General features: G+C 48.2%; 17 protein-coding genes. 12 read left to right on the plus strand and 5 right to left on the minus strand.

Annotated elements, in window-relative coordinates; all coding sequences use genetic code 11:
- Nucleotides 1-359: 359 nt before the first annotated feature.
- On the minus strand, nucleotides 360-3332 hold the full coding sequence (locus C3B51_RS14690) for a TonB-dependent receptor (protein ID WP_130245524.1): 2973 nt from the start codon (nucleotides 3330-3332) through the stop codon (nucleotides 360-362).
- A 376-nt stretch (nucleotides 3333-3708) separates the two neighbouring features.
- Between C3B51_RS14690 and C3B51_RS14695 the strand changes: the two genes are divergently transcribed.
- A complete protein-coding gene (locus C3B51_RS14695) occupies nucleotides 3709-4575 on the plus strand; it encodes an AraC family transcriptional regulator (protein ID WP_125717302.1) in 867 nt (288 codons plus the stop codon).
- Nucleotides 4576-4651: 76 nt separating this feature from the next.
- Entirely contained in the window at nucleotides 4652-5440 is a 789-nt protein-coding gene (locus C3B51_RS14700) for a class D beta-lactamase (protein WP_130245525.1), read from the plus strand.
- Between the two features lie 64 nt (nucleotides 5441-5504).
- Here the strand turns inward: C3B51_RS14700 and C3B51_RS14705 are convergent, their stop codons facing one another.
- Together C3B51_RS14705 and C3B51_RS14710 are read right to left on the minus strand one after the other, a co-directional pair.
- A complete protein-coding gene (locus C3B51_RS14705) occupies nucleotides 5505-8006 on the minus strand; it encodes an ABC transporter permease (RefSeq protein WP_130245526.1) in 2502 nt (833 codons plus the stop codon).
- A complete protein-coding gene (locus C3B51_RS14710; RefSeq protein ID WP_125780589.1) occupies nucleotides 7996-8715 on the minus strand; it encodes an ABC transporter ATP-binding protein in 720 nt (239 codons plus the stop codon). Before C3B51_RS14710 ends, C3B51_RS14705 begins: the two co-directional genes overlap by 11 nt.
- On the opposite strand from C3B51_RS14710, the gene C3B51_RS14715 reads away from it, so the two are divergent.
- The 8 genes from C3B51_RS14715 (at nucleotide 8714) to C3B51_RS14750 (ending at nucleotide 22637) form a co-directional block, all read left to right on the plus strand.
- Nucleotides 8714-9346 (plus strand): arylesterase, encoded by a 633-nt coding sequence (locus C3B51_RS14715; RefSeq protein ID WP_130245527.1) that lies wholly within the window; start codon nucleotides 8714-8716, stop codon nucleotides 9344-9346. The two genes, C3B51_RS14710 and C3B51_RS14715, sit on opposite strands and share 2 nt — an antisense overlap.
- A 364-nt stretch (nucleotides 9347-9710) precedes the next feature.
- Nucleotides 9711-13001: a M4 family metallopeptidase gene (locus tag C3B51_RS14720; protein ID WP_130245528.1), complete on the plus strand. Its 3291-nt coding sequence runs from the start codon at nucleotides 9711-9713 to the stop codon at nucleotides 12999-13001.
- An 84-nt stretch (nucleotides 13002-13085) separates the two neighbouring features.
- The gene (locus C3B51_RS14725; protein WP_130245529.1) at nucleotides 13086-15140 is read left to right on the plus strand and encodes a Hint domain-containing protein; all 2055 of its coding nucleotides are present in this window, start codon (nucleotides 13086-13088) and stop codon (nucleotides 15138-15140) included.
- Between the two features lie 48 nt (nucleotides 15141-15188).
- Nucleotides 15189-16436, plus strand: coding sequence for a hypothetical protein (locus tag C3B51_RS14730; protein ID WP_130245530.1), 1248 nt, complete (start codon nucleotides 15189-15191; stop codon nucleotides 16434-16436).
- An 11-nt stretch (nucleotides 16437-16447) separates the two neighbouring features.
- The gene (locus tag C3B51_RS14735) at nucleotides 16448-17302 is read left to right on the plus strand and encodes a GEVED domain-containing protein (protein WP_125717311.1); all 855 of its coding nucleotides are present in this window, start codon (nucleotides 16448-16450) and stop codon (nucleotides 17300-17302) included.
- Between the two features lie 11 nt (nucleotides 17303-17313).
- The gene (locus C3B51_RS14740) at nucleotides 17314-18792 is read left to right on the plus strand and encodes an internalin (protein ID WP_125717312.1); all 1479 of its coding nucleotides are present in this window, start codon (nucleotides 17314-17316) and stop codon (nucleotides 18790-18792) included.
- 60 nt (nucleotides 18793-18852) lie between these two features.
- On the plus strand, nucleotides 18853-19920 hold the full coding sequence (locus C3B51_RS14745) for a hypothetical protein (protein WP_125717313.1): 1068 nt from the start codon (nucleotides 18853-18855) through the stop codon (nucleotides 19918-19920).
- A 188-nt stretch (nucleotides 19921-20108) separates the two neighbouring features.
- The gene (locus C3B51_RS14750) at nucleotides 20109-22637 is read left to right on the plus strand and encodes a TonB-dependent receptor plug domain-containing protein (protein WP_130245531.1); all 2529 of its coding nucleotides are present in this window, start codon (nucleotides 20109-20111) and stop codon (nucleotides 22635-22637) included.
- A gap of 80 nt (nucleotides 22638-22717) precedes the next feature.
- Here C3B51_RS14750 and C3B51_RS14755 read toward each other — a convergent pair whose 3' ends face one another.
- On the minus strand, nucleotides 22718-23581 hold the full coding sequence (locus C3B51_RS14755) for a hypothetical protein (RefSeq protein ID WP_130245532.1): 864 nt from the start codon (nucleotides 23579-23581) through the stop codon (nucleotides 22718-22720).
- An 829-nt stretch (nucleotides 23582-24410) separates the two neighbouring features.
- Between C3B51_RS14755 and C3B51_RS14760 the strand changes: the two genes are divergently transcribed.
- A complete protein-coding gene (locus C3B51_RS14760; protein ID WP_130245533.1) occupies nucleotides 24411-25016 on the plus strand; it encodes a hypothetical protein in 606 nt (201 codons plus the stop codon).
- 11 nt (nucleotides 25017-25027) lie between these two features.
- On the plus strand, nucleotides 25028-25762 hold the full coding sequence (locus tag C3B51_RS14765) for a zinc-dependent metalloprotease family protein (RefSeq protein ID WP_046004026.1): 735 nt from the start codon (nucleotides 25028-25030) through the stop codon (nucleotides 25760-25762).
- 99 nt (nucleotides 25763-25861) lie between these two features.
- Here C3B51_RS14765 and C3B51_RS14770 read toward each other — a convergent pair whose 3' ends face one another.
- Entirely contained in the window at nucleotides 25862-26245 is a 384-nt protein-coding gene (locus C3B51_RS14770; RefSeq protein ID WP_130245534.1) for a metalloregulator ArsR/SmtB family transcription factor, read from the minus strand.
- Between the last annotated feature and the right edge of the window lie 49 nt (nucleotides 26246-26294).

Genomic DNA, 26294 nt, shown 5'->3' on the forward strand with positions numbered 1-26294 from the left:
GTTTATCGCAGCAAAAACCGGATAACTATCAGTAAGCTTAGTCCTCCCACCCGACAATCGGTGTTTGCTTTGTATCATTGCAGATAAGACTAAAATATTATTCAACTTGCCATATGAAAAAGTTAATAAATTCTGTTTGATTTGCTGTTGTCAGTGAGGGAAATGCATCATAAACCGATATCTCACAGATGAATCTAGCTCGCGATTGCTATGCCTTCATTCACACAGCCAGAGTGAATAACAATACTCGGATTGAATACGGAAGTAGCATGAGAAAACATCAGGTGTTTTGGTTCATCTTTGACGCTGATGCTCGGGAGAAAAAAGGCCTGAACCACTTACTCAGGCCTGAAGGAGAATTACCAGCGACCGCGAACACCCAGTGTCAGACGGCGCTCATAAACGTTTTGTGAAATACGATTGTCTTTCCACTGTGCGTAGTTCGTTTCGTACTCTTCTGTCAGGTTACTGCCCGACATATACACGGTCAGGTAATCCGTGACATCATAGCTGGCTGAAACATCAAGATAAGTGGTCGGTTCGGTCCAGATAGCCGTATCACCCATGCCACCTGTGGTCGTAACCTGGGCCAGGCGCTTAGAGCGATGGTTTGCAGCTAAACGGAACTGGAAGCCATCTTTTTCATACCAAAGCACGGCGTTGGATGATTCCTTGGAATTGTCAACCAATGGCAAGGCATCGCCATAGAAGTCCACCCGACCACTTTCACTGTCTGAATAGGTGTAGTTAAATGCTGCACCAAATCCGCTCCAGAAGCCTGGCAGGAAGTCGAATGCCTGTTGATAGGTAAACTCGGCACCATTCATTGTGCCGCCCTGACCATTAACCTGGCCGGTTACACTCACCTCACGGCGCACAACGCCATCGGCATCTGCCAGTGGCATTGTCCAGGTGCTGGTTTCAATGAAGGATTTCAGCTGAATGTTGAATACACCAACACTGACTAAGGCACTGGGTGAGAAGTACCATTCCAGCGCCAGGTCGGTGTTGGTTGCACGCCATGGTTCAAGTTCCGGGTTACCCTGCATGTTAGCATTGGTGGCAATCAACAGATCCGGAGAAATGCCTTCCCGGGCTGCCAGGTCGTCCCCCGCACGTGAACGGCTCACCTGCAAACCACCGGCAATCGCCCCAAGATCCAGACGCGTCATGGTCTTACCCCAGGCTGAGCGGAAGATCAGGTCATCGCTCAGATTAACCGCGAGATTCAGTGAAGGCAGGAAGTCACTGAACGACTTGCTGGTATTGATGTCACCACCATCCGATGCCACTGAGCCCGGACAGTTCACACAAATAGAGTCACCAACGACATTTTGTAGTATCTCAAGATCGGTCTTGATGTACTGGAAACCGACATTAGCGGTATACAAATCGCTGGAGAAATCGGCACGCCAGTAAAGCGTTTGTGTTTCTTCTTCAACCTCATAAGTACTGCCCGGAACGCCACCTTTTTTGTTGCCAGGGTAAAGCTGATCCTGGAAGGCGAATGGGTCGTCAAGCTGGCGTGGGTCGATAAAGTAATAGCTCCCTCCATTCACCGGACCAAAGTCAGAAACTTGCTGGATCCAGCCTTGAGGCAGTTTATCGAACGTGTAAGGGGTGTCATAGCCCATGGTCAGGTCACCGTCAGAAGCACTGGGTACACCACCACTGCCATCGGTATCAAATGCGGCCAGACCCTGATCTTTCCACATCACATCTACACTGCCCTCACCCACCGGGTTACTAAAGGGTGCCAGCAAAACATACTGCTCACGCGACACATCGCGATTACCCAAACGCGCACCAAAGCTCATCTTAGTCAGTGAGCCCATATCTTCAAACAGGTACTCTCCGTCAAGGCGCAAAATATCCAGACTGGCATCTTCATTAAAGTTGTTCTCTGAATAAGTAGACACCACAGAATAACGGTTCATGTTAGAGCCAAATACTTCTCCCTGCATTTCGCTGGGCGGCAGTAACACCGGGTGGTCGCCCTGGTAATTCAGCCTGACGGGTACCGTGCCCGGACCATAGCCGCCGGGGTTAACGGCAATCGGACCATTGCCTTCATTGCGGCGCAGATTGTGTGCCAGACCACTGGTCATATAGCCCTGAGCAACGTTTTCTGTGTGCATGCGCTCAGCATCGGCCGTGATCAGGCGCATTTTGCCCGAAAAATTGCCGTCGCCTTTGTAGGTCAGCTCAAAGTTATAGTTGGTCGATTCACGCTCATTGGTGTGGCTTTCTGAGTGCGCTACCACCCGGGGAGCGTGCAGGGTGATATCCTGAGCGGTATACAGGTTATATCCGCCAGCAGTTTTACCCCGATCGGTTGCATCATGCTGTTCCTGCCAGTCCCAGTGACCACCCCAGGCGTTATCAGCCATCAAACCACGCTGGCGATCGGCGTCATCCATTTTGGTGTAAAAAACATCAGCACTCAGTTCGAAGTTATCGTTCAGCTGCGCCTGAAAGCTCAGGCTTCCACCGGTACGCTCACGCTCGGTAAAGCGGTTCACCATGCCGTAGCTAACATAGGTGAATTCGGCATCATCAGTATCACCGTCACCATTGATATCACCCGCAGGACAGTACCAGCATCCGCCGTCCTCTTGTGGTGCATAACCCCAGCCGTGATTGGTTGAACCAAAGCGGTAGTTTGCCAGGTTCACTTCATCTCTGGTCAGCGTTGCCAGTACCGCAAAGCGCTCGGCGTTGTAGCCTGCAGCAATCATTGTTTTGGGGTCAGTTTCTTTTGAATAAGAGCCACGAGATGCTTCTACCAATGCCGCACCGCTAAACCCTTCTTCAAGATCAAAAGGTTTGCGGGTCTTCAAATCAACGGTACCCGAGATACCACCGGCCAGCGTATCCGCCGTCGGCGATTTCATCACATCCATGGCACCCACCAGGCTCGATGGAATATCAGTAAAGTCTGGCTGAACCGTCGTCAGGGAGCCTGCACTGAGAAATTGCTCGCCATTAAGTAACGTGGTTACCTGAGGCATGCCCCGTACGTTAATGGTTGAACCTTCACCGGCACTACGGCGAATTTGGATTCCCGGAACCCGCTGTAGTGAATCCGCAATCGTCACGTCCGGCAGCTTACCTATGTCTTCTGCGGTGATAGAGTCAACAACACCATCCGCAAAGCGCTTGGTGTTAAGACTTTTTTCAGTCGAAGCACGGATCCCTCGCACTTCGATGACTTCGACTGACTCTGCTTGCTCGGCCTGAACCGGCGCAACAAAGGCGGTGCTCGAGATCACGGCGGCAGTCACCGCAAATGAAATGCGAGACAATCTGAATGCTGCATTGCTGTGTTTCATCTTCTTCCTCTTATTCTGCATTATTAAGATGGTCACCTGGCGAAATAATCATCAGGCACTTTCCCTATTTGAACAGGCTTGTAACTTATAAGTTTGCATTTTCAAACTCATATCGGTACAAACCTATCAGATAACAGCGCTGTCATTTTCAGATTCAAACTTTAATGACCAGCTATGTGCAAGCATTATGCATGCTTTCCAACCATTAATGTTAATGACTTGTACCTTTTTGTTTATATTGGATAGGATAGTATTACAAGATACGTGAAATACATCACTGTTAATGAATGAAGGCGCGAAGATAGCAAAACAAACCTAGTTTGGCACAAAAAACGTGCACCAAGCCATCAGCTAGCTAACGTTAAGGAGCGATAAAATGAAAGCAATGTGTGAAAAAATCATTCCGTCGCAAAATTGTTCATGGCGATACTGGCTTTACCAGCTCGAGGAAATTCCTTTTAACTGGCACTATCACCCCGAGTATGAAATTTGCCTGACACTCAATAGTCAGGGTATGTGTCATATTGGCGACTATATCGCTTCCTATGGTGACTATGATCTCGTGTTACTTGGTCCGGAGCTTCCCCACACCTGGCAGTCTCGCGATAACACCGATGGCAGCAAGCACCTAGTGCATGTGGCACAGATCCCCGCGCAGTGGCTGCAACAACAGCTGCAACAAAACCCCGAATTACAAGGCCTACATACCTTGTTAGAGCATGCCCGATGTGGACTCAGCTTTAATCACAAAACAGCCAAAAAAAGCGAAAAACTGTTCAAGAAGATGGAAAGTGCCACGCCGCTGGAGCGCTATATTTTATTGTTCCAGCTGCTCAACCTGATGGCGAACAGTCCTTACCAGACGCTTTCGACCATGGAGTTCAGCTACGCTAAACAGTTGGACCCCGCAAAGGATAAGTTTGATCATGTCATCAACTATATCTACGACAATTACACCGAGTCACTCAGCGCAGAGCTGCTCGCCAGGCAAGCCCACATGAGTACCAACCACTTTCACCGCTTCTTTAAAAAGCGCACAGAGTGCACAGTCACTGAGTTCATCAATCAGCTCAGAATAGCCAAAGCTTGTAAATTGCTACTCAAAACCAAGGCCCCCATCACAGTGATAAGCGATCAGTGTGGCTTCAATAACCTGTCTAATTTTAATCGTCGTTTCCTGGCTATCAAACAGTGTACGCCCAGCCAGTTTCGCGCCCGGGTGCAACAAAAGGCTCTGATCTGAAGTCACAATTCAGGTTAAAGTAAGGGAGCGTTCATACCATAGGCACAACCTAACGATAATAACTAAGGACAACCCCATGCCACTGATTACCTCTCTTTCGTTAACGCCTTTACTTGCTGCCGGTGTTCTTTCCACGCCCGCAACACAGCCTGCCTGTGAGGATGGGCAAGCCTGTACCATGGCAGTTTACAGCGAACGCACGCAACAATGGCAATTTGTCAATCAGCCCAGGGCACAGCAAGCTTATACCCCTTTCTCTACCTATAAAATTCCCAATACCCTGATCTTGCTGGATACCGAAACCATCAAACCCGGGCAGGGTTATCAGATAGACTTGCAGGCCTATCCGGCAAAAAGTTGGTGGTTTGACGCCTGGCGCGCCGACTCAATCACACCTCAGACCGCGTTTAAATATTCCGCTTTGCCGCTGTATCAAACCTGGACCAAGCTGCTGGATAAACCCACCATGCAAAAGTACCTGGATGACTTTAACTATGGTAATCGCGATATCAGTGGACCACACGACAAATTCTGGCTAAACAGCAGCATTAAAATCAGTGCCGTTGAACAGGTTGAATTTTTACGCCGTTTACAGGCACAAACTTTCAAGTTAAAACCCGCCACCTATCAGGCATTCAGCAAGATTTTCTTACAAGAACAAACGGCCGACAGCAAGCTGTATGCTAAAACGGGCACGGGCCCGGTGGCCAAGGGTAAGTACGTAGGCTGGTATGTGGGCATGGTCGAGAACCCACAAGGTCGTCATTACTTTGCCTTCAACATGGATGCCAAAAACTTTAAAGAAGTCGCTGCGACCCGGGTAGAAATCGCCAAAGCAACGTTAAATAAGATGGGCATTATCTAAACATTAAAAAGATAAACGGCTTGTGCCGGTAACAGCACAAGCCGCAACGTTTCAATCATGGTTATCAGGCTACCTTGCGCAATAACCCCTGAGTGTTTTGCCGCATCGTATGGGCCACCATAAAATAGCCGATAAAGGCGACAAACGCGGCACCCGAAGCCGGGCCCAGCAGCCAGACATACGGGTGTAACCGCCCGTCAACACCAAACAACTGCTGCTGAATAACAAACAAGGTGACATCACTGACCAAAGCTGCCACAAAACCGGCTAGCGCCCCCAGTAACAAAAACTCATACAGGGTTGCCAGTTTAATCAATCTTCCCCTTGCTCCCAGAGTGCGCAGGATCACCACTTCCTGCATGCGCTCGGCCAGACTTGCCTGGACCTGAGATATCAGCACTAGCGCACCACTGATAAGTACAATGGACAGCACAAAGCCAATTGCCAGAGACACCTGCGCTATCATTGATTGCACCTGAGCAATGTTGTTCTTTATGTCTATCATACTGACAGTCGGGTACTGCAATAACTTACGGCTGATAGGGCGAACATGGCTATCTTCCAGTTTAGCTGCCGTAAAATAGGTCACTGGCAGACGCTGTGCCATCGCAGAGTTAAAAATCATCACGAAGTTGGGCTTGAGTGTGCCCCAGTCCACACTGCGAATACTGGTTACTTTCGCTTCAAAAGTCTGGGTATTGACCAAAAAGGTCAGGGTGTCGCCCAGCTCAATGCCAACCCGCTCGGCAGTGCCTTCAAACACCGACACCTGTAACTCATCCGTTTGTTCAAACCATTGCCCTTCAAGAATTTCGTTGCCATCCGGTAAAGTGTCAGTCCAGGTCAAATTAAGCTCACGGCCAACGCCACTGCGGGCATCTTCTTGCTGCTCCTCGCCCTCCTGTTTGGACAACCGACGTGCAAACGCTTCCCCATTCAGGGCATTGACCCGCCCCCGGAAGACCGGATAAAACGCCTCGTGGTGAATGTTCTGCTCAGCAAAGAATTGCTTAAACTGGTCAACATCACGCTCACCAATGTTGATCAAAAACGCGTTGGGCGCATCCTCAGGTACTTGCATTTGCCAGTCGGAGATCATGTCGTTTTTAAGTACAAACAAAAACAACATCAGCTTGATGGCAAGCGCAAAGCTGATCAGCTGAACGGCATTCGCGTTGGCCCGCTTTTGCAAGGTTGCAATCGCCAGCGACCAGCTGTTACCCGGGCTCAGGCCCAGCTTACGGCCCGCGCTGAAAAACAGCCGGGATAACCCAAACAGCACGCCCATTAGTGTCGCGGTACCTGCGAACAGCAGTAGCGTGGTCTTAATGTCGCCACTGAACAGCCACATCAGCATAAAGATGGTGCCTACCGACAGCGCCATATGCACCCGGCTTACGGCCAGCTTGTCACCCAGGCTTCTTCTGAGTACCCGCAAAGGTGGGATATCAAACAAGTCCAGCAAAGGCTTGAGTGAGAACATCAGAGCGCATACAACACCAATGGCAATCGACAGCAACCAGGGTCTTGGCCCGGCCGCGGGCAACTCATTGGCGACAAACTGGGTGAGATAATCAACCGCGACTTCCTGAAGCCCATAACCAATCGCCAGGCCAATCAACAGCGAGCTGACGGTCACAAGCGACAGGTGCATCAGGAAAATACGTTTGATGGTACGACGACTGCCGCCCAGCGTTTTCATCATGGCAACCGGGTCGTACTGACGTTCACAATAACGTTTTGCAGATACCGCCATGGCCACGGCGGCCAGCATAATGCCAAACAAACCAGCCAGTAGTAAGAACCGCTCTGAGCGCTCCAGATTTTCTCCCAAAGGAGACTGGCGGTCTTTGATCCCTTGCCAGCTTTGGTTTTCTCTGAGCTGAGGCTTTAGCCACACATAATAGTCTTTGAGCAGCTGCTCATCCCCTGCAAACAGCAGCCGGTAAAACACGTCACTGCCGGGCTGTATAGCTTGTGTCGCAGGAATATCCGCAATGTTTAATAACACGCGTTTGTTACCTGCCAGGGAGAAAAACGCGGCATCGGGCTCTTGCACCAGCACTTTAGTGACGCTAAACATGCCCGCGCCAATTTCAACCTGATCACCGACTGTGAGCCCAAGCGTATAAAACAGTCCCTCACTGAGCCAGGCTTCCCCCTGAGCGGGCGCCGCTGCAACCTCGTATTGCTCCCCCTCAAGAGCGTCTTTAAGGGTGATTTTACCGCGCAACGGGTGACTGTCGCTGACCGCTTTAATTGACCCCAAAACCAGCTCATCGCCTGCGAACAACATAGAGTCAAAATAGATGTTTTGCGCCGTTCTGAGACCCAAGTCCTGCGCTACTTTAAGATAGTTTTCATCCAGTTCATGGTTACTGGACAGACGACGATCTGCCGCGATGAAGTCCGCAGACTTTTGTTCGATATTGAGTCGGATCCGCTCGGTCACTGAGCTTAAACTAAACACTGTCAGTACCGCCAATGAGATGGCTGCAAAAATGATGGTCAGCTCACCTCGACGCAACTCGCGAAAAAATAACCTCAGCGCCAGTTTAGCCCACATGTACTGCTACTCCTTCTCCGTCACGGATCTTTGCCAGCTGACCACCCTCGATATGAATGATACGATCACATTGTTTCGCCAGATCCTCATCATGCGTCACCAAAATGAGCGTAGTGCCGTGCTGCTTGTTCAGATCAAACAACAAGCTTTCAATTAAATGACCGTTTTTAGAGTCCAGATTGGCCGAAGGCTCATCGGCAAAGAGGATTTTTGGCGTACCGATGAATGCACGCGCAATAGCCACACGTTGCTGTTCGCCGCCGGAAAGCTGTGAGGGATAATGCCCTACCCGGTGTGCTAACCCGACTTTTTCAAGCAGAGCCTGGGCCTGCTCTTTGGCATTTTTTTCACCAGCCAGTTCTGCAGGTAGCATCACATTTTCCAGCGCAGTCAGACTTTGTACCAACATAAATGACTGAAATACAAAGCCGACTTTTTCAGCTCTGAGGCGCGCTCGCTGCTCTTCATTGAGACGGTGAAGCGCTTCACCATCGAGATAGACTTCTCCCTTACTGGCAATGTCGAGCCCAGCCAGCAAGCTGAGTAAGGTTGATTTACCCGAGCCAGAAGTGCCAACCACTGCCACCGACTCCCCTGACTTGACAGAAAAATTGATATCGCTAAGGATAGTGAGGTCACCCTCAAAGGTACTGACGGTTTTACCCAACTCCTTAACCTGAATGATATTTAACTGAGAAAGCACTGACATGATGCGATTTTTCCTACAACTGGTGGTATTGATCTTCGGCACACTTTGCGTATTAAAAGCAAGCGCCAACGATACCAAAATTATGATCATTGGTGATAGCTTAAGCGCCGGTTATGGTCTCAAACAAGCACCGTCCTGGGTTAATTTGTTACAAAATAAATACGAGACAGAGCAAAAAGCGATCACTTTGGTCAATACCAGTGTCTCGGGACAAACCACAGATAATGCGCTGCTGACCATAGACAAACAACTTGAAAGCCACCGGCCAAGCCATGTACTCATAGAGCTGGGCGCCAACGATGGCCTGCGCGGGTTTCCACCTAAGCTGATCCGCAAACATTTACGCGAGCTGGTCGAAAAAAGCCAGGCCAGTGGTGCCCACGTCGCGCTGATGCAGATCCAGATCCCACCCAACTATGGCAAACGCTACAGCACTTTGTTTGCCGACAGTTACCCGCTGGTGTCTCAGCAAACTGAGGCTTATCTGATGGATTACTTTATGCTGCCCGTCGCGGCAGATCGCAGTCTGATGCAAAACGACAACCTGCACCCCAATGCCAAAGCCCAGCCCGTTATCCGCGATTTTATGTATGAGCGCATCGCCAGGTGGCTTGCACACACCGCAAAGTAGCCAACTTCTTTGCCTTCATAATGGTGAGCTTGATCTACATTACATCGAAAAAGTAGGTCAAGCCTGCCTGCCGTCGCTGACTTTATCCGAATTATGACCCTTCGAAAGCAACCTATCTCAGAAATATTTCTTTCATTTAACGCAACTCTCACTTCGTCATTTTTTTCACTGAAATAGCAAAAACAATAACTTGGGAAGACACCTTCCAAGTGGTTATTGCAAACTAAAAATAATAATTTAATAAACCCAAAAGATACCCCAAATAAACATTTGCAACAATTTATTAAAAAAATTATCATAAGCCATCGGTTAAGAGCTTAGACTCTTTAATCTAAATAATACTGTAATAGATAAGGATCATTGTATGAAACGCCTTGGCACTTTACTTGGCGCGGGTTCACTGGTACTGAGCTGTACGCAGGCCTCAGCCACCATCGAATCCCATCCGCTTCTGAATCAACAGCACCTGTGGGGTCAGTTACCAACAGCAAACTCAGCGAGCATTCAGGAAACTTCCAACTTAGCGCGACATGCAGATGCCGGGCTGTCTTATCGACTAGAGAAAGTGGTCGGTGCACAGCCTCAATATGAGCACTACCAAGCTTATTTTCAGGGCAAACCGGTGCTGGACAGCACTCTGGTGATTGCGCGCAACGCCAAAGGCGAAATAGTCCAGAGTATGGGGAAATTACTCAGTGGCAGTATAGAACTGGCGAACAAAGCCTCGGCACTTCAACAGGACCCTCTATTACATATCTCAGCACTGTATGAGGGGAAGCAACCACAAATAGAAAAATCGGCCCAGGCTTACGTCCTTAATCAAGGTCAGTTGTTGAGCGTCACTGTTTTAGACATAAACCATGAAGGTCATCGAGAACAACTGGTGTTGGATAATGCCAACGGTAACTTGATGCAACGCCGGTCGTCCAATTCATTTTTCTCACCAACGCTCACAAACGACTACGTGGCTGGCGGCGCAATAGGCGGTAACGAAAAACTGGGCGCCATTTGCTACTCGCCGCAGCCGGACAGCATGCAGGCGTGTACAGAATATCGCTTTGATGAATATACCCCGATGGGCGCTCGATTGCAGTTTTCAGACACAGATCCCAATGCTATTTTTGCTAAATTTAGCGGTTTCCCTCTTGTCGTGAAGAAGGATGGGGATACCTGTCGACTGGAAAACCCTTATCTCAGCACTTTTGATGCCAGGGACAGCAATGCCCAAACGGTTTCTTACCCTTGCGGTACAAACAATGAAAATTTTGACTCTGCGGCTGTAACTCAAAACTTTAGCACCTGGTTTACCTACAGCCATGCCAGCGAAGCACACTTCAATGCCGGGCTGGTCATGCAATATTTTCATAAGCAGTTTGCCGAGCTGTACCCGTCACAATCCTCAGATTGTGACACCAATGGTTACTGCATAAAACCGCTCAAGCAAAAGGTCCATAGCAATACCATTTATGGTACCAACAAAGCATTCTGGGATGGCGAATACGTCAACTATGGCTCTGGTGATGGCTTCGATTTTTATTCACTCGCAACCTTGGGCATAGCGGCCCATGAAATTGGCCATGCCATTAATAGCTGGAATGCCGGGATAGGCTCTGATGGCATTGATGGCGCGATCAATGAAGGTTTTTCAGATCTGGTGACTATCGCAGTCATGGATTACTTTGAACACAACGCGAGCGGTCCATATACTCAGTCAGAGGCCTTTGTTAAGCAATTTCAGGATCAGGCCGGTCAATATAATCAAAACCGCAAATGGTGGTTTGGCTGGGACGCCATTTATCAGGATAATGGCGTACGTTTCTATGAATTACCTTCCTGGGATGGCACCAGTATCAACCATGTTGCTGACTTTTCACTGGCCAAAACAGAGCATGCCAATGGCGGCGTATTACGCAAAGCGTTTTATGAGTTGGTAAAAACTAAACAATGGTCAATTCAAGACGCGTTTAAGGTCTTTTTACGCGCAAATACCGCGGGCTGTATGTTTCCAAACATGAGCATGGACGAATTTGGCTATTGCGTAGCACAGCAGAGCGTGCACATTGATATCGCAGACAAGAGCGCTGCGCAGCGCAAAGAGGATGTCGTTGATGCCTTGCTTGGTGTCGGTATCGTCGCAGACAGCAACCTATCCAACCTGGAAGCCAATACTCAGGTCAGTTATGATGAGCTAAGTTATGACATCAGCCACTTAAACGCCGATGCGATTGAGCAAATTAGTGCACACTGGGGGGATGGTACAAGTAGTGTTTGGCGTAACAGCGACAATCAGCCTATTTACCCATTTTTGCAAAAGGTACATAAGCTCCCCGTCAATACAATGGCCAGAGCTGCAATCAGTGTCACGCTGACTGGAGGAGATACTCGCTCGGCTTATCGCCACTTTTTCAGCCGTCCAGCCAATGTAAACTGTCCACCCTATCTGAATACGCCAAAAGTACACACGAGTAGCCTGAAGATAGCCAATCAAGAGATAACATCCATATCGAACGATTACACTTCTGCTGTTGATACTCGTATTCCATTGGCTAAAAAACGCCTTTACAGCTTGACGTTCGATAAAGATTTAAGCGGGAAAAAGTTAACCGTTTTATATGATTTCAATAAAAATGGCGAATTTGCTTACACTGAACACTTGCTCGACGACGTGACTATCTCTGGCAACACCGCTTCTTTTGAGCTCAACAACAGTGTACCTTCAGGCATTGGTCTGATGCGGGTTGCTATTGCAGATGTTGACTATTCTTTCATCGACGGCTGTGGTGTTGTTGATGATGGTCAGGTCATTGACGTGATAATCGACGCGGACTCGCCTGACTTACCCATCATTGCCGATTTCACCTATCAATTGTTAGATGGAAATCGCGTGAAATTCACCAATAACAGCACCGCGAATCAAGCCAAGCAGCCAAACTACAGCTGGCACTTTGGTTTTGACAATCAATCTAGCAGTGCAGAAAATCCAACGGTGCAATTTCCACAGGAAGGGGGAACCTTCAACGTGTCACTAACAACTCACTATCAAGACAACAGTGACAGTGATACGACCACCCAGACACTGACCTTACAGCCTGTATCAAGCTGTAGTGCAAACATCACCGATCCGAGTAATGCCGGCGTGATCTACATCGACAAGCTGACATTGAACTACTATTCGACCGTACTGCGAGATGTCACTCAAGTGGGAGGCCAAAATGGTAGCGGATATAACTACACAGAACTCAACGACTTTTCACGGTCTGACAATAGCTATTTAACTGTGGTCGGCTCAACCAATTTTATGCCCCGTACAACCATAGATAACTTGTATGGCAATAATCAGATCGGCGCACGTTTCAGTGTTTGGATAGATAAAAACCACGATGATACCTTTACCAAGGACGAAGGCCATAATGGGTCTAACGACTATAGCTATGACTACTACACGACAGACTGCCATTCTCGTAATGATGGCCAGGAGTATTGCCGTGTCACGTCAAGTAAAATAATCCGCCTGCCTTGGGTTTCTAGAGATAAATTGTTCACGTTGAGAGCCAAATTTGAGGAAAATCCTCAATATCCCCTAAAGCAGGATGCTTGTAAATCCTTCGATTATGGAGAAGTCGAAGACATTCAATTCAAAATTACTAGATGGTAATTAATACCTTGTGCTCGCAGTTAGGTAGATAGGGCAAAGCCCTATCTACGAGCCTTTTCAAAAACAAATTAAAAGGAAAATTGTATGAAACTGGTTAGCCTAGCAGTCGCCGCTGCTTTGGGAGGAGCGTCTTTTGCCTCTGTATCAGCGCCAATGGTGTCAAAAGTCGAGAGCCTCCCTCAGCACATCGCTGAATTTCAACAACTCAGTGAATTGGAACAAGCTAAACAACGTTTGGCTAGACATGGGATCACGGAAAAAAACCGCCCTTTCCTGTTTCGCTCCATGCGAGAAACCATTAACAAAAGAAAGCTGCGTGCTCAAACCGCTGACATTATGAGCGAGGCGCAAATGTCGACCGCAGACTGTAGCACCGGCAAGCTGTGCTCATTTTTCAAGCATATGGGCATACGCTCAATGACACGCAAAGATGGTCAGGAATATCTGGTGTTGACCGCTGTCAACAGTGAGCTCAGTACAACCTACTACACTTTGATTGACCTGACACTCATGAATGAGAAAGGTGAAGAGCTCGTAATGCCTAGCTTCACCGAGTATTTCGGTCAGGGTACCGCTGATGAGCCACAAAAACGGGTCAGCGTCGCTTCATTAGGTCGAATGGAAGATGTACTCCCTAAACTGGTTAATTCAGAGCGTATTTTTGCCGACGCTTACGTCACAGTTTCCTATCAGGGACCAAATGGTGACACCATCACAGAAAACCGCAGTTCAGTGATTGAATACTCTCCTGAAACCCTGCTTGCCGATCTCGGGGTGTATAAAACATCTGGTACCGCAACACACCTAGCGGCGATGCAGGCGAACACAGCGGGTATCGCTTCAACGTTGCCACCAGGCTATGGCCGCAATCCAAACGCCATCTTGGAAAATGATGTGATCCACCCGGTAGATGTCAAAGAGCGTAATGAGGCCGATCCAAGCCTTAATCGAATCAAAGTCTGTCTCAACCGTAAGTACAACGACTGCGATTACGAGGCAATGTATGATCCAGGCACACCCAACGATCAGTTAAAGCTATTGATCCCATTCAGCGGTTATCGCGAAGTAATGGGAGAAGTAAAGAAAATCTATACACCTGATTTTCACCAACTGGCAGTCACATACGACGACAATACCGGCGTTGGTACCAAGAAATTGGTTACTGATGATAAAAACCAGCCTGTTGTCGAAAAGCCCGATAGCATTCATTACGGCTCTGAAATCTTTATCCAAACTCGCGAAGGCGGTGGCGCATCACGGATCGGTGATGATTATCAAGGCTCAGACTCCGTCAATTTATTCTCTGACTATCTGACACTGAGAAAAGGGGTGAAAACCGTCGGTGGCAACGAGTATCCGTACACCCGCATTTCCTGGAACATTCCCAGAAACATGGGCGTATTTGGCGATGCCACCTTGTACGGTCGCTACCAAGATGCTCATTGGATCATGAACCTGGCCGTTGAAGTGGAGCAAATACGTCGTAACCGTCCTATGATCCGCCACTTAACCTATGTGATCGGCAGCTCAGACATGCCAGAAAGTAACTGGAAGGACATCAAACACCCGCCAATGCAAGTGGTTTACAGTTGTCTGGCGAAAGGTTCAATGATCACGCTCGCAAATGGCAAGCACCTGCCCATTGAGCATCTGAGCGTCGGCGACACCGTTCTGGGTGCCAGCCAGTTTGCACCTGATCAGCACATGCCTCTTGAAATTGAAGATATCTCAGTCGGTGTTGAACTGATCCCTATGGTTAAGCTGACGACCGCCAGTGGCAAAACTTTGCTGCTGACCGAATCGCACCCAGTTGTGACGGTTTCCGGACTGTCGGCTTGGGCAAACAAGATCAAAACTGGCGATCAGATCCGCACTGAAAGTGGTGTTGAGATGATCACAGCCATTGAGGAAGTGAAATACAACGACAACGTATACAACCTCAAGCTGAAGCGCGCTGCTACAGACGAGACCCATGTTACAGGCGAAACCTTCACCATGTTCGCAAATGGCTTACAAGTCGGCGACCTGGCAATGCAAGGTGACAATGAGTTCTCGAACGGTGAAGTGACCACTCAGGATGTACTCAACAACCTGCCGGAAGCTTGGCACCAGGATTACTTAAACAGCCTTAAAGACTAAGGAACAAGCGAACAGAGGCCCATCGGGCCTCTCATGGAGAGACTAAATATGAATTATATTAAACTCATTCAAGTCACACTGGCCTGTGCGACTTTGCCAGCACTTGCCGCATCACAGGCGCTACCGACCAAACTGAGTGAAATACATGGTCAGGCTGCCACATCGAGCGCTGTTGATCTGGCCCCGCTCGGAACTGCCTTTCAAAGTAAGGGAGATATTTTGCTAGGGCTCAAGTCTGTCAGTGGTCAGACTGTTGAGCATCTCGGTAATACCAATATTGATTTTCGTGTTGGTGTTGACTTGAGTTACCAGCAAGCTTTGAAGTTGATTGACGGAAAAGTCGATGCTGGTTTTAAATTTCCTGCGGTACGTGTTGATGCTGGCGCCAACTATGCCAAGGATATCAGCGCCGATAAATACACCGGCACTTATACCGTGTATTCGTCGATCAAGCCCAAATCACGCATTCTGATGCCACTCACAGATGCTGGTTACCAGCCAACGCAGGCGGCACTGGACCTCGCGCAAGCATACCCAGGCAACAAAGCCGCCAACCTGGGAGACGGCTTCATTCAGGGCTTTGCCTATGGCTCCAACGTGGTGATCAACATGAAGATTGATTATCGCAATGAATCCGATAAACGCACTATCGGTGGCTACCTGAGCGTTGACTGGATCGGTAAGGTAAAAGTCGATGGTCAGCTACAAAAGATAGACGACAAAACACGTCAGTCGGTCAAAATTACCATTAGTGGTTACCAAAGTGGCGGCGATCCTAACCGCCTGCTGGACATCATACCCAACGGTATTATGCAGTGTACTCTGTTAAACCCGCAGCCGTGTTTCAACCTGTTTGAGTCAGCCGTCAACTACCTGAAAACTGACTACATCAACCAGTTTAACTCTTTAGACGACTACAACGTGACAGATACTTATGTCGCTCAGTACCTGGACTCAGGAGCAAGCCTGCAACAGCTGATCCCAGCACAAGGTTATGAGGCAGTTAACTATCTGACCAAAATTGTGGTCAAAGAGCTCACCGCTCGTTGGATAGAAGAGCGCCTGACATATCGTCGCGCGAAAAACTTACAACGCTATTATGCCGCCCAATTCACAGCAGAGCAGCTGAATCAATTATCGCAAATAGAGTCAGACAGTCGCGCCAATGCCAACCTGTTTGCCGATCTGGTCGATTATTGTGAACGCAACCCAGAGGGTAACTACTGCATTGATTACGAAGCCGCAAACCTGGGTTACTACCGTGACTACAGTGACTATAGCGATGTTTTAAAGTAAGGATACGCACCATGACTATGTTAACTAAACTATCAAAGGTTGCCCTACTGTGTGGCCTGTCGGCTACAGCCAACTACACCATGGCCAACCCAATTGAACAAGCCAGCTTTAACGAGCTGGGTGATATGCTCACAGTGACCGAAGCAAAAGGTCGCTACGACTGGCTTAAAAAGTGTTATGACGGACTATTGGTTGAAATGTGGGAGCAAATGTATGACTCACGTGAAATCATCAGTAAAGAGGAAAAGCTCAAGCAGTTAAAGCAACTTTGGCTGTCCGATGCTGCCCTTGCAGCAGGTAAGGCACAGTACCCGACCTTCGCCAACGAAGATTTCAGTAACCCCTATAACTGGTATGCGGGCACCAGTGCTGAACAGGCTTGTTCTACCATGCCACCCGAGTACCGGGCGATTGCACTCAAGACCACCGTTTTATCTCACCACTACTGTGAAAACCGCAGCTTCGATAACGAGTGGGAATGGATAGAGCAAGTCAAAGTAGATAACTTTGTTCACACTTCGGGAACTACTGCACATACGCTAGTTTCGGGCAAAGTACTTAATTTGCGCGCGAATCGTGATGCAAGTGTCGAGATTAAGCCCGGCTTGCTCGACCCTAACTATCCCACTTTATTTGCTGTGCGTGTATGGGTGGACTGGGATCACAACGGCCAATTTGACAACGACGAACTGGTCCACAATTCAACGACAGGTGCCACAGTGAAGTTTACTTTACCTGTACCTGCGAATACCCCTGAAGGGGTGACTGCCATGCGAGTCGCACTCGATGCCGGTGGCGGTTCAAACAACGCATGTACCAATATTCAGTACGGCGAAGTTGAAGACTATTTGCTAACGGTTCGTTAAGGAAAGATGATATGAAACCAGTCTATTTATCTGTACTTGCAATGGCATTTGCAGGACAGGGCCTAGCTGCTGAGCAAGCTAGCGCTGAAATTTCAAGCTCAAATGTATCTGGCTCAGTAATATCGGGTCTGATCAATGACCATGTGGCGATTGGTACCGCGTACGACAGCCAGAAAAAACGCTTTTTGAATGTGCAGCCGGTCGCCGGTGTCATTGATGAAAGCTACGGCAATACGGAGCTAAAGTTTAAAACCGGTATTGATATGAGTTACGACGATGTACTCAATACACTCAACGGTAGCGTCGATGTAGATGTAAACTTTCCCGTTGTGCGCGTCTCCGCCGGGGCTTCTTTAGCCAAAGAGATGGCATCCAGTTCATACTCAAGTTCTTATACTTTCAGCGCGTCCAGCACGCCGAAAAAACGTCTCTACCTACCCGAGAACCAGAACACTGGGTATACCCTCAGTAGTGTAGGTCAAGCAGTCGCTGACAACCATCAGGCCAAAATGCAAACCCTGGTTGGCGATGAATTTGTAACCGGTATCGAATACGGCGCAAACGTGCTGGTCAACCTTAAGATCGATTACGGTAGCAACAAAGACAAGTCTGATATTGGTGGTTATCTGGATGTCGACTTATATGGTGGCGTCTTTAATGTCGGCGGACAGTTGAGATATCTTAAAGATGAAACTAAGTCGTCAGTCAAGATCACAGTACGGGCAATCCAGCACGGAGGCGATCCTAAGCAACTGCTAACCATTATCCCTAATAACATCATCACGTGTTCACTGGACAACCCGAAGCCTTGCTTTGATATGTTCTATGAAGCCGTGAAGTATGCCAAATCAGGGTTCAAGTCGCAGCTAAACTCATTGAGTGACTATAATGTCGTGCGCTACTACACCACACGTTATGAGAACTCCTCACTGCCGCTGCGTGCACTGGTACCTGAATATCAGGTAGTCAGAAACGCAACCAAATGGTTGATCAGCGAACTTGAGGATGACTTTAAGCAGGCCATTTTGGATGAGCAACGCGCACAAAACCTGCTAAACAGCTACTATGCGTATCTGCCTGACGCACAACGTACTGCAGTACAGAGAATTAAAGATCTGGCATACAACAACGCCTGGTTCTTTTTCAATGCAGCACAGTTTTGTCGCGACAACCCATTTGGCTATGCCTGTGAGAACAAAGTCCAGGAGATGAAAACCGCATGTGAGCAACGTGGCAATGCTTGCCCGGCATCTTACGATGTAACTCAACTCCAGCTACCCAGCAGTGATGAGTTTGACTGGAAGCAATGTGAACTTGCACGCCAGGAGGCCGTCAGAGCTGGCATCGTCAGCGAAGAGGACAGCGCCCGTTTTAGAAACATGCGCTGGGCACCCACCTTCATTGATGTCACAGCCCCGGCCCGCGGGATCCTGAACTGGCGTTTATGTGAAGGTGCACTGACCACCTACGGTACGGCATTTGCGCAATAACCTGCCATACTTAATCGCAATGTGCCTGTGCACATTGCGATTTCTATTCAGGGAGCGGATATGAAAAGCTTTTTATCAGTTCTGGCGCTAAGCTGCTCATTCGCAGCACATAGCCAAATTTACTACAGCGAACAAGTCGGGCCTAACGATCTTGGCCGGGCATTTGACCCCACGATGCATCAACTGAACAATGCCTGTTTGCAAGGTACACCGGTGCAACATTCAGAGTTCAGTGGCAGCCTGGATTACTTTCAGCGCGTTGACGAAACCTTCATCAAGCGCCGTACTTTTGGCGAGGTTCACGGTGGCGTTAACCTGTTCATTATTGCCGGCAGTGTTTCAACCTCAATGACACACCGCAATGCCACCGACCAGCGTACCTTAACGTCGCAGTTGCACCTCAAGTTTGAAGAGGGCTACAGCACGCTGGAAGATCGCCAGGTAAAACCGGGGGTTGACCTGAAAAATTGTGGCAGTCATTTTGTCTATCAGGTGAACTACGGACGCGACTTGTTCGTCAACACCCGACTGCACTTCAAAACCGAGGAAGATTACAAACGGTTTGTGATCAAAATTAAGATACGTTTGTTGTTTTTCAAAAAAACCATCACCAAAGTCAAAGAAATCGAAAAGTATGCCGAAAACGCGGTATTCAGCGTAGACGTCAACTCCAACGGGCCCTTACCGGCAAAGCTGCAGCAGCAACTGAACGAGCAACCCACGTATTGTCGCGGTGGTAACATTACCCCATGTCTGCAAACCCTGCAAAACCTGGTGTCTTACAGCTTTGACCCCAATGGCCTGATGCTGGATTTGGCTGACCTGGACAAAGTGCCCCGAAGTTTTGTAGTAAAAAGCTATCAGGACTCTGGTCACTATGGCGCAGCCGACTGGGAGTCGGTAATGAGTAACACTTTATATGAACCGACCTGGCGTTGGGCGGAACATCAATACGGTGAAGCAGTCAGACACTTAGAGCGTACCAAGGCGTTTCTGAGCGTTGCCAGTGAAGCTGAAAAGCCAGCACTGGAGGCCCAATATGAAGCGGCTCAGATTGCACTGAGTGATGCCGAAATGCTACGTCAAACTTGTCTGGCTTCTCCCTGGTTAAGTCAGTGTGGTCCGTAAATAGGCATGTATTTTTCTCACTGAAATGGTTGGTTTTTTCAAGCCATTTCAGTGTGTTTTCCACTATCAATTGAATAAAATTCATATTCTACTTTGGTCCAATCCGATTGCACTCAAATTTGATTTATGTCAACGTCTGCTCAATCAACACAGAATAATTACATAACATCAACAGAGTAGTAGAAGTGATGACAACGACTATTAAACTTTCGCCAGTTGCACTGGCACTCTTTGCGTGCTCCGCCGCGATGGCCGAACAATCTAACGAACAAAACATGGAGACCATCTCAGTACTCGGTTCCAAAGTATCCAATCGGACGGCAACAGAGTCGACTTCTCCGATAGATATACTGGATACCGATCAGCTCAACAAAGGCGGCTTTACCGAATTAGGCCAGAGTCTGCAATCCATCGCCCCCTCGTTTAACTTTAGCCGAACTCAGGTTTCGGATGGCTCGGATCTGTTCCGCCCGGCAACATTGCGAGGGCTACAACCGGACCAAACATTGGTGCTGATCAACGGCAAGCGCCGCCATACTCAGGCTATCTTTGGTCTGTCTGGCACGGTGGGGGCAGGTGCAGCTGGCACAGATATGAACTCCATTCCCATGATGGCCTTAAAAAATGTCGAGATCCTCAGAGACGGCGCTGCGGCGCGCTATGGTTCAGACGCCATAGCGGGCGTTATTAACCTTTCTTTGAACGACAGCACTGGCGTCACCACCGGCTTTGTGCAGGCAGGATCGACTGGCGAGGGCGACGGGGACACCTATTCACTGGGCCTGAACCGAGGTTTTGAGCTAGGCAGTCAGGGCGGCTTTATCAATGTCTCTGTGGAATATCGCGATGCCGATGGCACCAACCGGGCCGAGCGTGATACCGGCGGCTCCTCGACCATCGCCCCGGGTAGCTTATCTGATGAGGTACGCTGGCGTCAGGGTAACTCACAGAGCGAATTTATGTCGGTATTTTATAACGCGGCACTACCGGTCGGTGACAAAGAGCTCTATTCATTCGCTGGGTTTTCGAATCGAACAGCACTGGGCAATGGCTTTTATCGCGACTTTAACCGCGCGGAGCGAAACATTCCCCAGGTGTACCCGGATGGCTTTCTGCCCAGGATAGATAACGAAGCTGAAGATCTGTCCTTCGCTGTTGGTCTCAAAGGCGATATCAACCCAGACTGGACGTTCGATGTATCCAGTGTATACGGCGAAAACCAGTACGACTATTCGTCATCCAATACCATTAATGCCTCTTATGCCGCTGAATACCTGGCAAATAATCCCAGCGCATCGGATCAGGACATTGCCAACAATGCCGGACCCAGAGGTGGCTACTCCGGTGGTTTCAGGTTCGATCAGTGGACGACCAACCTGGACATCAGCGGCATTATTGACATAGATGGTGGTGAGCCGATTTATCTGTCTGTGGGGGCCGAATATCGTAAGGAAAACTATCAGATAGTGCCGGGTGAAGTGGCGTCTTATGCATGTGGTTTATCTAACTCCGACCGCTCTTTCCCCTCTGTGATTGACGCGGAAGTGTTTGCCGACTGTGGTTTTCAGGCTTACCAGGGGCTCAGACCGGATGCAGCAAACAAAGCAGAGCGCTCCAGCCATGCTTTATATATAGAAGCTGAAACCCTGCTCAATGAAGACTGGCTGGTCAGCGCGGCGCTGCGCTACGAAGATGTGTCTGACTCAAACGATGACACCATCTGGAAGCTGGCAACCCGCTATGAATTGACCGAAGATCTGGCAGTGCGAGCGGCGGCCTCGACGGGTTTTCGGGCACCGTCCTTACAGCAGTCTGGTTACACTGCCTTCACCACCACACTAGGTGGCGATGGCTCGCTGGCAACCTCCTATACCGCAACAGCCGGCTCACCATTCCCGGCAGCTCTGGGTGTAGATGGCCTGAAGCTGGAATCTTCTGACAACTACAACCTGGGCCTGGCCTGGGATGTCAGCAGCGACCTCTCTGTTACGTTGGACTTCTATCAAATCAAGATTTACGACCGGATCAACCTGGGTAGCTTCATTGGCGTCAACAGCGATGAGCTGGAGGCTTTCCCGGCCGCCAATACTGCGCTGACCGCCACCGGGGCTGTACAGGGTAATTTTTTCTCCAACTCGCTGGATTCAACGACCCGTGGGGTGGATTTCATCGCGTCTTATTCGACGGCCGTCGCCAGTGGTGAACTGGACATTACCTTTGCCGCCAATAAAAATAAGACAGAAATTGATAAGGTTAACGCACCTGAGGGGATCCCTGAGGGCATCGTTCTGGATCAACAAAGACGCTCATTCCTGACCCATGGTCAGCCTAGAGAGCGGGCAACACTGACCTTTGATTATCAGCAAGACGACTGGAACGCCCTTCTACGCTTTAATTACTTCGGTAAAACCGAGGTCAGTTACTTTGCAGGCGGACACATTGTACTGCCAGACTTCCTGTCTCCCACCAACAGCTGGCAACAAACCAGTGTGGTTGAATCTGCCGTCCTGGTTGACGTAAATATGGGCTACCAGCTGACCGACAACATTAACCTGTCTGCCGGTATTGATAACCTGTTCGATGAAACGCCGGATGAACTGGGCGATGATGAGGTACTCAACTTCATTACCAATGGTGCTATGCGCTACCCGCTGCGCGCTTTGCCCTATGGCTTTGATGGTATGACGTACTACGCCAAGGTGAGTTTCAGCTTTTAACCATGATTGAGGGGTGATGTGAATCACCCCTCACTTTTTAGTAAAGATACGCAAGTGCATGCTTTGCACAGGTAGACTTATCACCCACCAATACTGGATGAAACTCTCTGGCTCATTTGCGCATCTTCAGCAAACTCACTCATACCGGGTCGCTTATAAAATAGGGTACGCGTGTAGTTTGAAATGGCCCAGATCACGCCGTCTCTGTCGACATCAATATTGTAAAAAGCACCAAACTTAACCAGCTCACCATTGTTCAGCGTATACACACTTTGCGGGCCATCATTACTACCGTACACACTGGCCACCAGGTAAACCTGACCACTTCCCACAGCGATATCCTTAAGTGTACACAGCTTGCCGCAGGCCAGTGATTGCTGCTCCCAGCTTACCCCATTAAACTTAAACAGCTTATCACTTTCAGTAATTGCCCAAATTTCTCCACCCAGTGCCACATCAATTTTGGTAATGACTTCGTTGTCAATTCGATAACTGCCTTCGAAGTTTTCCGTGTCATCATTGAATTTCTTTAAAGTGCCATCCCCGTTGACGCAGTAAACATGATCTACCGTGAATGAACTGACATCCGTTGCCCCCCAGCAGCCGGTCACAGGCTGCCAGTTACCGTCTTGATATCTGAATGCATTACCACTTTCAGAGACACTAAATGTCGCGCCTTCATAGTAAGCATAGCCTGGATCATCCGGTGAAGTGCCAAAATGATAATGGAAGTATCCTCCAGAAGCAGCGACCGCTTTTTGACCATAAGGCAGCGCAGCTTGTTGCCAGGCACCCAATGAGTCATCTTTTTGCACATAAGGTATGCCCTGATGATCAATCGCAACACGCACGGGTGAATTGACATGCCCTTCTGCCAATGCGCTCGCGGAAGAAAAAGTGGCCGATGCGATTATTAAAGCCCGTACTAGGTGTTTTATTTTCATTTCCTTACTCCTATAAACGGCCAGATTTAAAAAGGTACAAGCGGAACTGACGCGTAGCAAAAGCACTGCACCCAAAATCTAGCCAGCATTATTTTGGTAACATTTTTAACCATGCATGGCGATCGCAACCTTGATTTCAATCAAAGGTTTGCTTTAGTTCCTAAAATTAATACTTTTACCAAGATAACGGCCGCTCTGGTAATAAATTATCAGGCATTGAGACCACTATGAGCGAAGCTCCGAGGCGCCCGGTCAGTAGTTGAAGAGAGTTTCATTAAACACCGATATAATAAAAATGAATAATATATTCCCATGAGTTTATTCATAAACCTCATAAATATCTCACGTGAGAGTAAATATCTGCTCTCTTATTAACTACAAGCAAGCATTGATAACAAAAAACAGATAAAAAATTCGCTGCAGATAACACCCACGGGGCCATAAGGTTTAATCAGATAAAAATTAAAAAGCAACAAATACAAAAACATAGACTCTTATATTTGATGTGATCGAAGCGTTGTAATTGCTTATCTTTGCCCTGTAACTACCATTTCTTGCACGGATTTTGTGACTAATACTTATTCACTATTAACAACAACCATTCGTTATATCATAACAAAAACATCAAGAAAATATCACTTTGAAACCTATTTGACACATTTGTTAACTTTAATTATATTCACTTTCCTTCCAGCCAACCGAAGAATAAAAAATGAAGAAACTGACATTTTCGCTTATTTTAATAGGTATATTTATATCATATTGGCTTTTTTCCGGATCTGAATCAGAAGTCACCCAACCCCCATCAGTGCAAAAAGATGCGCTAATAGTGAATAAAAACGTAGATAAGGTAGCGCCTGTTGTTGTTTCCAGCTCCCCTAAGCAACAAACAGTAATTACCACAAACACAACAACAGAGCTAACGCAAGACATAGAGCGATTGCCGCTGGATATTGGGGAAATCGCATCAATCTCTGATGACGCAAGAGCCGTGTTAGTAGAGGCGGGCGTGCTGGCAAGGGATATCAGTGAAGAGGCCTATGTTGAGTTTAACCTTGCCGCCATGCAGCAACTGGAAGTCGGCGATACCTTTGACCTGACTATCCCTCAGACCACCGAAATGCACCGCGCAGAAGTCACTCAGGTGGATGTCTTTCCCAATGGTGATAAAAGCGTTTTTGCGACAGTCACCGGCTCTAATAACCGCTTTCATAATTCAGTGATGACGGTGGGCAGTGACGCAATTTACGGACAATTCACTGTCCCCTCTGGCAATTATGTTTTTGAATCCCATGGCAAGCATGGCTGGATTGCCGCCAAACGCGACCTTTATAAGAATCATGTAGAACACACGCCTCAGGCGCGTGCACCTGCTGAAGGGGCAAAAGATCTCTTTACCCCGCCCATCAACACTCAAACAACAAGTAAGAAGTAAGGAAAATCAATATGAAAAAAGCAATTTTAGCGACGGCGCTCACCTTAGCCTCTGGATTAGCTCAGGCAAACACCATAGATATTGCCATTTTATATAGTGATGAAGCAGCAGCTAAAACATCCAATATCCAGACAAAAATCAATCAGCTGATCTCGTTTTCCAATCAGGTTTACAGCCAAAACGAAATCAACCTGAGACTGAACCTGGTTGCTTCTGATTCAATTGGCAGTGCACAGGTCACAGCTGATGAAGACTGGCTAAATGCACTGACAAACAGCACATCCATCGCGCAATATCGTGATGCAAATAGTGCAGACATGGTAGCGTTACTGGGTGTTGGCTCAGCAACGGGCAGCAACCTGATCAGCTGTGGTATTGCCTGGGTTGGCCAGGGCAGCAACGGTAACCTGTATCCGTCTCAGGTCGACAAAATGTACTCTATTACCGCGGTAGATTGCGGCGCAACCACCTTTGTACATGAGCTAGGCCACAACCAGGGCTTGACGCACGCGCGCAGACAAGGGGACACCTCTGGTGGCGTATACACAGATGGCATGGGACATGGCGTTTATAATGTATTTACCAGTATCATGGCTTACCCGCATGTGTTTGGTAGCGCAACACAATACGACTACTTCTCAAACCCGAACTGGACAGCAAACGGCTATCCTTTCGGAGTTGAAGGCGAGTCATATGCCTGGAAAACCGTGAATGCAACCAAAGACGACATTGCTAATATGAAATAGCAAACAGCCTTGTTCTGCGATCAGCTAAACGGGCTTCGAGCGCTCTATAATGAGCGCTCCTTTTTGAATTAAGACCAGGTAGCGCAGAGCAAGCTCGTGTTATTTGACTTGTACTAGCTCAAGCTCATTTCCCGTCAAACAGTCCTTCTTCGTTTCGCCGTTAAACTTCCTCCCCCACGCATTTACGTCTTCTATTAAGTAAGATGCTGACGTATTTAAAATATCTAAAATCTCGTTTGGAATATCAGGGTGCAAAGAATAGTAAACCCATTGCATGTTCTTACTCGTGGTTAATATTTTGCACTTTCTCAATACCGCCAAGTGCCTAGAAACTTTTGGCTGAGAGGTCTTTTGGATCTTGTCAGTCAAATCACAAACACAAAGTTCACCACTTTGGTAAATTAACAATATTATCGTCAACCTTGTTTCGTCTGATAGACATTTAAAAAGCTGTAGTAACTTGTTGTATTTAGCTAAGTCCATTTGTTAACTCTTAATGAAAACAATGCGTAATAAGGTAAGCCAGTTCTGC

Origin of the sequence: Pseudoalteromonas rubra (assembly GCF_004212645.1) — a bacterium.
GTDB classification, from domain to species: Bacteria; Pseudomonadota; Gammaproteobacteria; order Enterobacterales; family Alteromonadaceae; genus Pseudoalteromonas; species Pseudoalteromonas rubra_G.

Bases quoted from the DNA above. Each gene is read 5' to 3' on its own strand.
- C3B51_RS14690 (WP_130245524.1), bottom strand. From the start codon at position 3,332: ATGAAACACAGCAATGCAGCATTCAGATTGTCTCGCATTTCATTTGCG.
- C3B51_RS14695 (WP_125717302.1), top strand. From the start codon at position 3,709: ATGAAAGCAATGTGTGAAAAAATCATTCCGTCGCAAAATTGTTCATGG.
- C3B51_RS14700 (WP_130245525.1), top strand. From the start codon at position 4,652: ATGCCACTGATTACCTCTCTTTCGTTAACGCCTTTACTTGCTGCCGGT.
- C3B51_RS14705 (WP_130245526.1), bottom strand. From the start codon at position 8,006: ATGTGGGCTAAACTGGCGCTGAGGTTATTTTTTCGCGAGTTGCGTCGA.
- C3B51_RS14715 (WP_130245527.1), top strand. From the start codon at position 8,714: ATGATGCGATTTTTCCTACAACTGGTGGTATTGATCTTCGGCACACTT.
- C3B51_RS14710 (WP_125780589.1), bottom strand. From the start codon at position 8,715: ATGTCAGTGCTTTCTCAGTTAAATATCATTCAGGTTAAGGAGTTGGGT.
- C3B51_RS14720 (WP_130245528.1), top strand. From the start codon at position 9,711: ATGAAACGCCTTGGCACTTTACTTGGCGCGGGTTCACTGGTACTGAGC.
- C3B51_RS14725 (WP_130245529.1), top strand. From the start codon at position 13,086: ATGAAACTGGTTAGCCTAGCAGTCGCCGCTGCTTTGGGAGGAGCGTCT.
- C3B51_RS14730 (WP_130245530.1), top strand. From the start codon at position 15,189: ATGAATTATATTAAACTCATTCAAGTCACACTGGCCTGTGCGACTTTG.
- C3B51_RS14735 (WP_125717311.1), top strand. From the start codon at position 16,448: ATGACTATGTTAACTAAACTATCAAAGGTTGCCCTACTGTGTGGCCTG.
- C3B51_RS14740 (WP_125717312.1), top strand. From the start codon at position 17,314: ATGAAACCAGTCTATTTATCTGTACTTGCAATGGCATTTGCAGGACAG.
- C3B51_RS14745 (WP_125717313.1), top strand. From the start codon at position 18,853: ATGAAAAGCTTTTTATCAGTTCTGGCGCTAAGCTGCTCATTCGCAGCA.
- C3B51_RS14750 (WP_130245531.1), top strand. From the start codon at position 20,109: ATGACAACGACTATTAAACTTTCGCCAGTTGCACTGGCACTCTTTGCG.
- C3B51_RS14755 (WP_130245532.1), bottom strand. From the start codon at position 23,581: ATGAAAATAAAACACCTAGTACGGGCTTTAATAATCGCATCGGCCACT.
- C3B51_RS14765 (WP_046004026.1), top strand. From the start codon at position 25,028: ATGAAAAAAGCAATTTTAGCGACGGCGCTCACCTTAGCCTCTGGATTA.
- C3B51_RS14770 (WP_130245534.1), bottom strand. From the start codon at position 26,245: ATGGACTTAGCTAAATACAACAAGTTACTACAGCTTTTTAAATGTCTA.